The sequence below is a fragment of the Myroides sp. DF42-4-2 genome (assembly GCF_030326445.1).
GTDB lineage: Bacteria > Bacteroidota > Bacteroidia > Flavobacteriales > Flavobacteriaceae > Flavobacterium.
The window spans coordinates 37,746-51,056 of record NZ_JACAKI010000020.1 but is presented as its reverse complement, the minus strand read 5'-3'; the positions used below and the strand labels follow the sequence as shown (position 1 = coordinate 51,056).

The following is a 13,311-nucleotide window of genomic DNA, read 5'->3' as shown; positions in this document are numbered from 1 at the left end:
GCACTTAGTTTATATATGTCTTTTGTTCAATTTGATGTTTGCTCGGTTTGCAAAATGGTCTTGTTCAATCACTAATCATCTTATCGTCACATCAACAATTAAGATATAAAAGTCAAGAACACATTTAAAATCAACGCATTAATGATATCGATAAAGAAAGCACCTACTAAAGGAATGATTAAAAAAGCCTTGTAGGACGGGCCGAATCGATTTGTTACAGCCTGAATATTAGCTACAGCTGTTGCGGTAGCTCCCAGTCCAAAACCACAATGTCCAGCACTCAGGACGATCGCATCGTAATCTTTACCCATCCAGCGATAAGTGACATATGCTGCAAAGAAAAGCATCAAGACGACTTGAATCAGTAGAATCAGTAAAATAGGGAGAGCTAGGTCTACAATTAACCACAACTTTAGCGACATCAATGCACAAGCTAGGAAGATGGATAGACCTGTATTTCCTACAACATCGATATTTCTGCTGTGTACTTTGTACTTGAAGATATGAGTCAAACTATTTCGGATAATGAGTCCGACAAACAGACACCAAACAAAGGTTGGAAGTTTAAATGCATATTGCCCATTCCAATCAGCCAACCATTGTCCTATAACTAAACAGATGGCAACCATTGTAACGGTGTGCATCATAGTTGTATAGCTGATAGGGGAGAAGTTCTTAGATTTAGTAATATCTTGTTCTTCTTCTTGTTTTTCAATTGTTTCAGGATCAATCTCTTTGTAGTTGTTTTTTTTGAGCAAGCGATAAGCTAGTGGACCTCCAATAGAGCCTCCGAAAATTAATCCGAATGTGGCACAAGCCATCCCAATTTCTTTAGCCCCTAACAGCGGATTACCACTAACGGCAAAATCATCTGCCCAAGCACCTGCTGTTCCATGACCTCCAGTTAAGGTAATCGATCCAGCAATCAAGCCAAAGCGCAAATCAAGGTTGAGTATTTTTGCTAGGATAACACCTAGAGAGTTTTGGCATACAATGAATAAAGCCGCAATAATTAAGAATATAATCAAGGATTTTCCACCTTGCAGTAATTTTGAAAAATCAGCGTTCAATCCAATCGACGAAAAGAAAACAAGCATCATGCTTTGCTGAATGGCCTCGTTAAAGTGAAAATCCATTTGCAAAAAAGAATGCGAACCCCAAGTAATTAGTGCGACAAGGAATCCACCAACTACGGGTTCTGGAATATTGTATTTTTGTAACCATTTTACTTTTGATACAATAAAATGTCCTAGTAAAAGGACCAAACAAGCTAGCATCAAAGTCTCGTAAATTCCAAACTCCATATTGAAAAATTTAATTTTTATCTTTCTGTTACAAGGGATAACGGGTATACCTATAGCGCAAATATAAGTAAAGATCAAGTGATTTTGTACCGCCTAAAATGCTTTTTTATTGTTTTTTAGGTATTATATAGGGTAAACTGTGAAAATATTAAATTTTCCTATTTTATTCGCAGAATGCATTGGCTTTATTGTAGTGAAAAAAATGAGAGAAAACTTTTTTGTAGTCTGTGTGAAATATCTATTTTTGCATATGCAACACAATGTACTTATTTTAGATTTTGGTTCGCAATACACACAGTTAATTGCGAGAAGGGTTCGAGAATTAAATATATTCTGCGAGATCCTACCTTATAACGGTATACCCGAGGATTTATCAGCGTATAACGCAGTAATTTTATCAGGAAGTCCTTATTCTGTTCGTTCAGAAGAAGCGCTGCATCCAGACTTAACGCAAATCAAAGGTAAATTGCCTTTATTAGCGGTATGTTATGGTGCTCAGTATCTAGCTCATTTCTTTGGAGGAGAAGTAGCGCCGTCTGATACGCGTGAATATGGAAGAGCGAATCTTGCTTTTATTGCAGCGGATCCTTTCTTAAAAGATATTCCACAAAACAGCCAAGTATGGATGAGCCACAGTGATACAATCAAAGCTTTACCTACAAATGCTGTTTTATTAGCGAGCACGGCAGATGTGACCAATGCAGCCTATAAAATTGAAGGGGAGCAAACCTATGCAATCCAATTTCACCCAGAAGTGTACCATTCAACGGATGGAGCACAATTATTAAAGAACTTTTTAGTAGACATCGCTGGCGTAAAACAAGATTTTACACCTGCTTCTTTTGTAGATGAAACAATTGCTGATTTACGTGCAAAAGTAGGAAGTGAAAAAGTAGTTTTAGCGCTTTCTGGTGGTGTTGATTCTACCGTTGCAGCTGTTTTATTGAGCAAAGCAATTGGAGATAACTTACACTGTATTTTCGTAAACAATGGGTTGTTGCGTAAAAACGAATTTGCAAACGTATTAAAGCAATACGAAGGAATGGGATTAAACGTGAAAGGAGTGGATGCTTCTCAACGTTTTATGGATGCTTTGGCTGGTCAAGATGATCCAGAAACAAAGCGCAAAACCATTGGGCGTGTGTTTATCGAAGTTTTTGACGATGAGTCTAAATTAATTAAAGACGCTACCTTCTTAGGTCAAGGAACAATCTATCCAGATGTAATTGAATCAATTTCAGTAAAAGGCCCTTCAGCAACGATCAAATCACACCACAACGTTGGAGGATTACCTGATTTTATGAAGTTGAAAATCGTGGAGCCTTTGCGTATGTTGTTCAAAGATGAAGTACGTCGCGTAGGTGCTTCTTTGGGTATTGATCCGGAGTTATTAGGACGTCATCCATTCCCTGGTCCTGGTTTAGCGATCCGTATTTTAGGAGATATCACTCCAGAAAAAGTGAGCTTACTTCAAGAAGTAGACGCAATCTTTATCAACGGATTAAAAGAACACGGCTTATACAATTCGGTTTGGCAAGCAGGTGCAATCCTATTGCCTGTGAATTCAGTAGGAGTAATGGGAGATGAAAGAACCTATGAAAAAGTAGTGGCTTTGCGCGCAGTAGCTTCTACAGATGGAATGACCGCAGACTGGGTACACTTACCGTATGAGTTCTTGATGGAGATTTCAAATAAGATCATCAACAAAGTGAAAGGGGTAAATAGAGTGGTATATGATATCAGTTCTAAACCACCTGCAACAATTGAGTGGGAATAAAAATTAGAAAAATAAATAAGTCGCTGTATATTTGTATAGCGACTTATTCGCTTTTATAAAATTACTAAGATGAAAAAGAAACTTGTTATAGCTGCAACAGCGTTTATTTTTACCAGTGGAATAGCAATCGCTCAAGAGCAAAATTACACCAATTATCGCGTGAGTAAAGGGGAGACAATTAGCAAAATTGCCCGTGAAAACAAAATTTCGGTTAGTGAAATTTTGCGGTTGAATCCCGAGGCAAAAACGGGAATCAAAGAAGGTGATTTTATTCGTGTTCCTGTTAGTAGTACGCAAGCAAAAACTGCTACTAATACAGATACAGCGGTAAAGAATACCCAACAAGTTGTCGATTCTAAGAGAAAAACACATGTCGTTCAACCCAAAGAAACAGTATTTGGCATTAGTCGCTTGTACAACGTTAGCGTACAAGACTTGTATCAATGGAATGCCGAATTGGAGCGAAATGGATTAAAAGCGGGAAGTCAACTTTATGTTTCTCCTTCTGCAACCACTGCGGCAACTGACCAATCAGCCAATGTTACGGTGATGTTGCCAGCTACAAAAGCAGATACTCCTTTAGATAAAGCCAAAGTAGGATATAAAGAAATTGAAATTGAACCCCGACAAACGTTGTACAGTCTGGCTGTAGAATATCAAACCAGCGTGCAAAAAATTATGGAGTTAAATCCAGAATTGAGCGATGGGCTAAAAAGCGGACAGCGCCTAAAAGTGCCGACGACAGGGAAGGCAACAGCTTCAACAACGACTACAACAACTGCGGAAACAAAGCCTACTACATCGGAAACATCAACGAGTGTATCCTATCAAACCATTGTCATTGAGCCGAAGCAAACGCTTTTTAGCATTGCTAAGGAATACAACCTATCGGTAGAAGAATTGGTAGAAATGAATCCTGAATTGAGAAAGACAGGATTGCAAATTGGCATGGAATTAAAAGTAGGCAAGGAATTAACGTCTACTTCTACGCCTGTATCAACAACCAAATGGGATACAGAACCTAGTGGAACCTTTGTCGATTTGAGCGCTAGTGTGAATCGTTCTACGGCAAAAGAACTCGTGCTTTTATTGCCTTTTAATACCGCTCGCCTAGGAGATAATCTAAATGAACGCATGAAGACTGATGGTTTCTTGAATATGACGATGGATTTTTATCTAGGCGCAAAATTGGCGATTGACAAAGCAGCGAGCATGGGATTGCCGCTTACTGTAAAAGTGTATGATTCCAATGAAACCAAAAATAGCTCCGATGTTCAACGCCTCCTGAGAGGAGAGGATTTCAGTCAAACGGAAGTAATCATTGGTCCATTCTTCCAAAGCAATGTAGATGATGCCGTAAAAGCATTGCCTAATAGCGATATTGTGTTGGTTTCTCCTTTGTCGAATGAAAAAGCGAATCCATCTTCTCAATTGGTGCAAACCATGCCTTATGGCGATGTGTTGAAACAGGCACTTTTGGATCACCTCATCAACAATAACAGCAAAGTCACGGTTATTGTCGATGAGAAAAAAGCCTCTACAAAACGCTTTATGCAGCGCTATTATCCCGATATTAAGGTGATTGACGCAAAAGAGTTGAAAGATATTGACAAAACGCTAATCGCTGGAAAGAACAATGCGTTTATCCTGGATTCAAACAGTATTGAATCTGCTCTTTTATTGACAGATAAGCTGAAAAATAAAACAGATAAATTCGACATTCAGGTCGCTTCTTTTGAGAAGAGTGAGGTCTTCGACTATAGCGAAATTAAAATAGAAACCCTAGTGGCTTTGCACTATACTTTCCCTTCAGTTACTAGAGATAGCGAAACAAGTTTAGACACCACCTTTGCACGAGCGTACAAAGCACAGAATAACACTATGCCTAATCGCTTTGCTATTCGCGGGTATGACGTTACCTTAGACGTTATTTTGCGTATGTTCCAACGCGATGGATTTGCAGGTTCTATTGGAATGAAGTCTACAGAAATTGAAAACAAATTCGTTTACAGCAAAAACCCAGAGGGAACAGTGCGCAATAAAGGCGTATATATCTTACAATACAATGATGATTTAACCGTAAAAGTAGTAGAATAATGTTATCAAAAATAGAGTATTTAGGCGATTTGCGAACAGTATCCATCCACCTACAATCAGGAGAGCAAATCATCACGGATGCACCGGTGGACAACCACGGAAAGGGGCAAGCTTTTTCTCCGACAGATATGGTTACCAATGCAGCAGGATCTTGTGCCATGACCATTATGGGGATTAAAGCCAATGAAATGGGCGTAGATATTGTAGGATCAACAATTGAAGTGCATAAGGAGATGCAAGCAGATCCAAGGCGAATCAAGAAGATTACCTTGCATATCGCCATGGTCAGTACGGCAGATGACAAGCAACGCACTATCTTAGAACGCGTAGCGATGCATTGTCCTGTATTGTTGAGTTTACATCCAGAAATCGAAAAAGTGGTAACCTTTAATTGGACGCAAAAGTAATGCTTGACAATCAAAAAGAGCTGATTGAATTGGCGAAGGCCAAAATGCCCTTTGGTAAATACGAAGGAAAGTACTTGATCGATTTGCCTGAATATTATGTGGTTTGGTATCACAACAAAGGCTTTCCAAAAGGAAAATTAGGACAACAATTGGCCTTGGTATACGAGTTAAAATTAAATGGACTTGAACCGTTGATTCGAAACATTCGAAACAACTTTTAAACGAAGTAAAACTGACCTTGAGGTCAGTTTTTTTTTGTAGCTATTCTTTGTGGTGAATGGGATGAAAAGCGCGGAAAATAAAGGGCTGAGAGTGTTAATTTTTTCTTTAAACCACTTTTTTTCCTAAATGTATAAAAGGGCGTTTATCCTCGTTAATTTTTCTGAATCGATAATTTAATGCTCTTTTTTTGTCGATTAAATAGGAATAAGCCTTATTTTTTGTGTAGATAATAAAATATAATATTCGGATTGTTGAAGAAGTGGCAATGGGAAACGCAAAACTTGATAAATAGTCGTAAATTTGTCATATAAAATAGCGTAGTTATGATGAATATTCCTACATCGAATCGCCCGAGAGTAGTAATTATTGGAGGTGGATTTGGTGGATTAGCATTAGCTAAAAAATTGAAGAACAAAAATTTTCAGGTCGTACTATTAGATAAACACAATTATCACACGTTTCAACCGTTGCTGTATCAAGTAGCTACAGGAGGGTTGGAGTCGGGTTCTATTGCGTTTCCGATCCGAAAAGTGGTTCAGAATTACGAAGGTATTTTCTTTCGCGTTGCCCAAGTACAGCGTATTGATACGGAAAACAAAAAAGTTATTGCCGATATCGGAACTATATTTTTTGATTATTTAGTCATTGCAACGGGATCTAAAACCAATTTCTTCGGCAACAAAGCCATTCAACAAAACAGTATGGCGATGAAAACGATTCCACAATCGTTGAATATCAGGAGTTTGGTGTTGGAGAACTTTGAAGAAGCGCTATTGACTAATGATGAAAAGGAAAAACGCGCGTTGATGAATTTCGTTATTGTAGGGGCAGGACCAACAGGAGTGGAGCTTGCAGGTGCTTTAGCTGAGATGAAGAAACACGTGTTGCCCAAAGACTATCCCGATTTAGATATCCGCCAAATGGAGATTAATGTCATCCAAGGGGGGACTAAAGTGCTGGATGCCATGTCAGACAAGTCTTCGAGTCGAGCACAAGAATTTTTAGAAAAACTAGGTGTGAATGTTTGGGTCAATGAAATTGTAACAGATTTCGACGGCAAGACAGTGGTAACCAAATCAGGAAGAGAATTTAAAGCCGAAACAGTGATTTGGACAGCAGGTGTAATGGGAGCTGTGATCGATGGATTTGAGGCTGATGTGATTCAAAGAGGAAATCGATTAAAAGTAAATGAATACAACCAAGTAGAAGGATTTACAGATATTTTTGCCATCGGTGATGTAGCAGCGATGATTACAGAGAAATCGCCAATGGGGCATCCGATGATGGCGCAGCCTGCGATTCAACAAGGACAGTTATTAGCGACGAATTTAATTCAGTTGAGAGACGGAAAACCACTAAAGAAATTTGCGTATAACGACAAAGGATCTATGGCGACCATTGGTAGAAATAAAGCCGTAGTGGATTTACCAAACTTCCATTTCAGTGGATTCTTTGCGTGGTTTGTATGGATGTTTGTGCATTTGATGTCTTTGATCGGATTTAGAAATAAATTCTTGGTGTTCTGGAACTGGATGTATAACTATTTGATGTTTGATCGTCAAGCGCGTTTGATCGTACGTCCGTATAAGAGAAGAAATGAAGAAAGCTTTAGAAGCAAAGATGAATAAATTAAAAGAGCCTGTTTAGAAAATAGGCTCTTTTTTATTGTAGTGTATCAAGAGATCAATGAATTTGTTGTAAGAGCGTATGCCTTCTTTTTGATTGTTGATTTTCAAAAAGTTGCTGTAGATGAATTTAAATACGGCATCGGTAGCTGATTTGTACGACTGCCAGAACAGCGTATTCTCCATTAAATTGGTATGTACACCAGGGTGTATACTTTGCCATATGGCGTTGAATTCTTCTTCTGTTTGTTCTGATTCAAGCGCTTTGAGGCAATAGCGCAGGGCAAAGATATGAGCCGAATACTGATAGCGAAGGTCTTGTTGTTGTTTTGCTGCCAGAAAACCGATGAAATTAGCCTCACTCTCTTTGGCATACCCCACTTGATGCGCAATTTCATGGGAAGAAGTGACGATAAAAGTAGATGCGGGAATTTTGGTATTGACCTGTGCTTCGAGCGTAAATGGATTGACATAACCTGAAAACCCCATATAAGTAAGAGGCAAGCTGTACAAAGATCCTTTGGCTTTTTGGTTGTCATACGCAAACCATTGGGTAGATCTACTCAAGGATTGTATGCCAAGCTTGGCATCTGCTAGCATTTGTTTTTTATCAAAAGGAATCACAACAGGGGTGAGGGTATCACGAGTAATGGTCAGCTGTAAATCATTTGTCGCTCCTATCAACTGCTGGGTTAAATCCAGAAGTTCTTCTTTGGAATACCCTTGCTGTAGGTCGAGTTGTGTGCTTAGAGGAAGACTGTAGTTGTTTAATCCCCATAACAAGGTAAAGGCCATGTAAAAGAGCAAACAACTTTTGACAACTAACCCCCCATAGGCGAGCATTCGCTTGTTGAACTGAGGGTGTTTCTTCCATATTTGACGGATCTTCCACAAGAGAAATACCCCTACACCAAAGTAGAGTACATCACCTACGGAAAAAGGGAAGAGGTTGGTGCAAGCCGTGATGATACGCAAGTAAAACCTATAAACTCCCTGTGTATAGTATTGCTCAACCCATTGAGGATTCGTTGTTAGTATGTTTTTTAGTATCAAGAATATAACAAATCCGAAAAGGTAGTATCTTACTTTTATTGCGCGCATTTTTAACTAAAAATTTATTTAGAATAGATAAATATAACCATATATTTGCAACAAATGTTGGTCAGATGAGTAAAGTTAAGAAAGGAGAGCGAACAATCTTCGTTTGCGATGGAAAAAAATGTTGCCGCTACAATGAAGAAGCCAAAGCTTGCTTTGCAGACCTGCTCGCAGAAAGCGGAATGGAAGCTGATTATGCCTTGTGTAAAATGAAATGTCAAGGCATGTGTAAAAAGGCCCCCGTAGTCTATCTTTCTGAACACGATACCTATAAAAAAGAGGTGACGAAGAAAAAAGCAAAAAAAATATTCGAAAAATACGTTTCTAGCGCTGTATTATCTTCTTAAATTTATCGTTTAACTCCTGTAGCGATGAATATACAACTGTTTGATCCTCCTCCTCATCTGCGCTTTTTGATTAAAAGTTATTGGTATGCTGATGCAGCCTGTTCCAAACATCCAAACTATCGTATTTTTTCTGACGGATATCCCGGTTTAATCCTTCAACATGTACAAGGAACCTCAGGTTTGTTTAGAGGAACTGAGGCTTTGCCGCTGTGTTTTCTCTACGGACAAAAATCTAAGGGATTCTGCTTGAATGCATGTGCAGCGGACACTTTGTTTTTTGGGATTCAATTTCAGCCTTATGCCTTGAAGCAAATGACAGGAATGGATGCCTCCACCCTAACAGACTGCTGTTTGGACGCGCAAGACTTCTTTCTCGATTTAAGCATTGATCCCCTGCTAGAGCTTACCGATTATACCTCGTTTATTTCTTATTTTAATGCCTATTTCAGCGCTTTTCTCTGTCGAGAGCACCTTCCATCTGTCATTCCGATAATAGCTAATTTTGAGGCGTATTTCAATTCCTCTAGCCAGCAAGTGGCTCAAATCTACCGCGTCTCTACTCGCAAGTTTCAACGTGATTTTAAAGCGTATGTAGGCTTGAGTTTTGAAGCCTATAAACAGTTGCTCAAGTTTCAACAGGCAGCCTATCACTTGCAAAAACAACCAGATATAAAAATTGTTGAACTGGCTTATGCGCTAGGGTATGCTGATCAAGCTCATTTTGGTCGCTTTTTTAAATCCTATTCTGGCTATACGCCTAAAGCATTTATGGATAAACAGTGGATGTATAATGAAAGAGAAGTACTAAACAGTAGTCGATTGCGAATTATCTCCCACTAAAACGTGTCGTTTTTGTTCTATTTTTTGTCCTACAAATAGGCGTAGTTTGTTGCTCATTTAACTAGAGAACAAATGAAAGTACATCACTTAAATTGCGTTGAAATTCTATCTCCAACAGGAGACCGTGCCATTGGACATTGCGTCCTAATCGAAATTGAGGACCAATTGATCTTATTAGATGCCGGTATTAGTAGCTGTGATATAGCTCATCCTCATCTTCATTTTGATGAATTGCTGATTCAACAAGTGGGATTCAAGTTCGATGCCATCCAATCTGCTAAAGAACAAATTGAACATCTCGGACTAAATCCCTTGAACGTCACTGATATTGTATTGTCGCACTTAGATTGTGATCACAGTAGTGGATTACTCGATTTTCCGCAAGCCAAAGTTCACGTTGGAGTAGAAGAACTAGAAAGTTTTTACAAGCCAGAAGAGAGGTATCTCAACTTTGTTTTGCAACATCGCCCTGTGATTCATACTTATGGCCCTTCAACGGATACTTGGTTGGGCTTTGAGGCGAGATATCTAGCCTTGCATCCCGATTTATCTCTTGCGTTGATTCCCTTATTTGGACATACAATGGGACATTGTGGTGTTGCATTTACTGTAGAAAAACAAACCTATTTTTATGTGGGGGATGCTTATTATCTTCGCGCAGAATTAACAGATGACGCGCATCCAATACACGAATTGACCAAGGCAAGAGCCGCAGACAATACACAGCGCCTTCTAACCCTCGAACGATTAAAAGCATTTGTTGTAAACCATCCCGAAATTTGTGTGTTCGGTTATCACGATGCAGAAGAGTGGTTAACGGCTGATAGCTAGCAGTTTATCTTTTGGTTTTAATCAATTGATTCACGCGATACATGAGCACAATACTCAAACAAGAAACCCCGACTACGACATAACCTACGATGTCGTAGTTCATGAGTGGGCTATTTTTGTGTTCTTGGTAAACGATTAAACCAGCTACTGCAGCGGCGATTCCCCCTGAGATTTGCTGAATAGAGGAGTTGATACTCATAAAAGCACCTCGATCTTTTCCTTCAGGTACCGCACTTGTTAGGGCAGAGGAAGGTACCATTCGACTCATGATTCCAAACATCATTAAAATGTTGATCAGCATAACTAACCAAAGCGGAATTTGCGCCATATTAGTATAAACTACACAAACGAGCATCAGCCAGAAAGAAGCAATGCTAAAAAGGAGGTATTTATTCATTTTGTCGCTTAGTTTACCAATAAAAGGCATAAACACGAGAGAGGTAACACCGGAAACCATAAAGAGTAGCGGCAATTGATCGGGGTGTACGCCTAAGTTATTTACGGCAAATATGGTTCCGAAGGGCATCATCATAAAACCACCAACGGACAAAAAAGTAGTTGCAACAAAACCGATGCGATATTCTTTGTTTTTGAGGGTATTCCACAAGTGAATCAGTGGTTTGTTTTCTTGTTGTAGTGCCAAATGTGCATTAACTGGACGCAGGTAAAGGAAAATAAGCAGAGCGATAACAATGGAGAGTGCGACAATTAGGAAAAAAGGCGCTTCCCATACCCATTTATTGGCGATGTAAAGACCGATGGGAATGCCCAATACTTGGCTAGCTCCGAATCCCATTTGGATGAATCCCATCACGCGTCCACGTTGCTGTAGGCTAAAAATATCCGTGATAATTGCCATGGAAATGGAACCTATTACCCCGCCAAATAAGCCCGTAAAGATGCGAGCAGCAACTAAGGTTTCATAAGAGTAGGACAATCCACAGAACAGTGTTCCAACAATAAAACCGATATAGAAGAACATCAATAATTTCTTGCGATCAAATTTATCGGCGAATCCAGCAGTTAATAAGCCCGAGGCTCCAGCACTAAAGGCGTATGCCGACACCGCAATTCCAAAATCTTGCGTATCCATAGCCAAACTCTTTAGCAGTAAATCTCCCAAAGGAGCCATGACCATAAAGTCTAAAACGACAGTAAATTGAGTAATAGCGAGTATAAAGATGACAAACTTTTCATACCTTGAAAAAGGTACCGTTAACTTTGTTTCCATAATTGAATGTTCTAGATGAGGCGCTTACTTTTTTGACCTTGTGTTTATCAAAAAAGAAAAAAGCATGCAAATATAGTGCTTTAATAGGTGGCAATACTAGTTCGCTTAGTCTCGAACTTGCTATTTAGAATTAGATAAAATAGCAAGCACAAGAGTTGAAGCTGTTTCACACCCAAGAAATAGGCTATAACAAGAGACATGATAAATGGATACAAAAAACAGAAAAGAAGTTCAAGCTAGTTCTACTGTTAGCTTACAAAAATAAACTACTATTTGTCACTAAAAAGATAGAAGAACAATTTAGTAAACACAGGTTTTAAGCTGTGTTTTGATGACAAATAGTAGTAAAAATAATGAGATCTTGAAGCGGGTATAAAGAACTCTAGCAGTTTGCATTTGGTCAACATCTCGATTTTTTAACATTTCTTCCTTTTCCCGGAGTATGTCGACCAAGCAAACCACTACTTTATACTTCTCAAAAAACGTACCTATTTCGAATTATTTAGGGGAAAAAAGGGATGATTATTTGAAATACATATGGAAAACGCGATTTTAAAGCCTAAGTATTTGATCTTTTTATTTTTGTAGTGGACAAAGCGAACAACCTATAGAATCATTTTGTACTTTGTGCACTCAATGTGCAATACGATGGCAGATACAAAAGAACAAGAGACGGAACACTATGAGGCACTTCGCATATATACGGAGGAAACCATATTTGAAACGGCCTATCCAGGGCGTCCCTATCGTCCTAAGCGATCTTCTATATTATTTGTATACAAGGGAAGGGTACGCATGAAGGAACAAATTCAAGAAATTGAAGTGAGCAGTGCTTCCTTTCTCTTAATCAACACCAAATACGTCTATGAGATTTTAGAGATTGAACCTCATACACAATTTCGCCTGATGGGATATGATCGCGATTTTGTAGAGCACAGTACTTTTCAGCTCAATCGTGTAAAAGTCTACAAAGACCTGAAAAATCAATTGAAACGTATTTTTACTATTCCAGCACAGGAGTTTGCCGTATTTTGGAACAACCTTGCATTGTTGACTTATTATACCCAACATTACAAGGAGATTGCCTATGCAGAGCAGATTATCCAGAACTATTTCAACGTCATGTTGTATCATTTGGTTAGCATCGTCACTCCTTTGCACGAAGAACAAGTACAGCAACTCAATCGGCAAGAAAAATTGGCCTACGATTTCTTTCATTTGGTTTCCGATCACTATTTGCAAGAGAAAAGTGTTCAGTTTTATGCGGATGCTATGCATATTTCTATCCGTTATCTCAGTGCCGTTGTAAAAGAAGTAGCACAGCGCACGCCCAATCAAATTATTAGCGAATTTATTCTCAATGAGGCTAAAGCACAGCTGAGTACATCAACAAATTCGCTCAAAGAAATTGCGACAACCTTGCATTTTAGCGATCAATATGCCTTTACTCACTTCTTTAAAAAACATCAAAACATGAGTCCAACGCAATATAGCGCCTCGTTTAATAGTGTGAAATAGTACTTTTGAACATC

At 38.9% G+C, this 13,311-nt stretch carries 12 protein-coding genes; 9 read left to right on the top strand and 3 right to left on the bottom strand.

The genetic code is table 11. The features are described from left to right. Positions 1–98: 98 nt before the first annotated feature. Positions 99–1,304: a sodium/glutamate symporter gene (gltS, locus tag HX062_RS13480; RefSeq protein ID WP_182626574.1), complete on the bottom strand. Its 1,206-nt coding sequence runs from the start codon at positions 1,302–1,304 to the stop codon at positions 99–101. 250 nt (positions 1,305–1,554) lie between these two features. Here gltS and guaA point away from each other — a divergent pair, with 250 nt between their 5' ends. The 5 genes from guaA to HX062_RS13455 all read left to right on the top strand — a co-directional run bounded on the left by guaA (position 1,555) and on the right by HX062_RS13455 (position 7,435). Next, positions 1,555–3,081 (top strand): glutamine-hydrolyzing GMP synthase, encoded by a 1,527-nt coding sequence (guaA, locus tag HX062_RS13475; protein WP_182626573.1) that lies wholly within the window; start codon positions 1,555–1,557, stop codon positions 3,079–3,081. 69 nt (positions 3,082–3,150) lie between these two features. Beyond that, positions 3,151–5,178 (top strand): LysM peptidoglycan-binding domain-containing protein, encoded by a 2,028-nt coding sequence (locus HX062_RS13470; protein ID WP_286467750.1) that lies wholly within the window; start codon positions 3,151–3,153, stop codon positions 5,176–5,178. Then, a complete protein-coding gene (locus HX062_RS13465; RefSeq protein WP_182626571.1) occupies positions 5,178–5,585 on the top strand; it encodes an OsmC family protein in 408 nt (135 codons plus the stop codon). Before HX062_RS13470 ends, HX062_RS13465 begins: the two co-directional genes overlap by 1 nt. Continuing rightward, positions 5,585–5,806 carry a DUF3820 family protein gene (locus HX062_RS13460; RefSeq protein ID WP_002985168.1) on the top strand — a complete coding sequence of 74 codons (222 nt, stop codon included), beginning with the start codon at positions 5,585–5,587 and terminating at the stop codon, positions 5,804–5,806. The genes HX062_RS13465 and HX062_RS13460 overlap by 1 nt, the downstream gene beginning before the upstream one ends. Positions 5,807–6,130: 324 nt before the next feature. Next, a complete protein-coding gene (locus HX062_RS13455; protein WP_182626570.1) occupies positions 6,131–7,435 on the top strand; it encodes an NAD(P)/FAD-dependent oxidoreductase in 1,305 nt (434 codons plus the stop codon). 15 nt (positions 7,436–7,450) lie between these two features. Here the strand turns inward: HX062_RS13455 and HX062_RS13450 are convergent, their stop codons facing one another. Beyond that, entirely contained in the window at positions 7,451–8,533 is a 1,083-nt protein-coding gene (locus tag HX062_RS13450) for a DUF3810 domain-containing protein (protein ID WP_286467749.1), read from the bottom strand. Between the two features lie 65 nt (positions 8,534–8,598). Here HX062_RS13450 and HX062_RS13445 point away from each other — a divergent pair, with 65 nt between their 5' ends. From HX062_RS13445 to HX062_RS13435, 3 genes are all read left to right on the top strand, one after another. Next, positions 8,599–8,877 carry a (2Fe-2S) ferredoxin domain-containing protein gene (locus HX062_RS13445; RefSeq protein ID WP_182626568.1) on the top strand — a complete coding sequence of 93 codons (279 nt, stop codon included), beginning with the start codon at positions 8,599–8,601 and terminating at the stop codon, positions 8,875–8,877. A gap of 24 nt (positions 8,878–8,901) precedes the next feature. Then, entirely contained in the window at positions 8,902–9,717 is an 816-nt protein-coding gene (locus HX062_RS13440) for an AraC family transcriptional regulator (RefSeq protein WP_286467748.1), read from the top strand. A gap of 72 nt (positions 9,718–9,789) precedes the next feature. Then, a complete protein-coding gene (locus tag HX062_RS13435; protein ID WP_286467747.1) occupies positions 9,790–10,548 on the top strand; it encodes an MBL fold metallo-hydrolase in 759 nt (252 codons plus the stop codon). 4 nt (positions 10,549–10,552) lie between these two features. On the opposite strand, the gene HX062_RS13430 is transcribed toward HX062_RS13435, so the two are convergent. Next, complete coding sequence (locus HX062_RS13430) at positions 10,553–11,779, bottom strand: MFS transporter (RefSeq protein ID WP_286467746.1); 1,227 nt, start codon at positions 11,777–11,779, stop codon at positions 10,553–10,555. Between the two features lie 648 nt (positions 11,780–12,427). Between HX062_RS13430 and HX062_RS13425 the strand changes: the two genes are divergently transcribed. Next, positions 12,428–13,297, top strand: coding sequence for a helix-turn-helix domain-containing protein (locus tag HX062_RS13425; protein ID WP_286467745.1), 870 nt, complete (start codon positions 12,428–12,430; stop codon positions 13,295–13,297). The last annotated feature ends 14 nt before the right edge of the window (positions 13,298–13,311 follow it).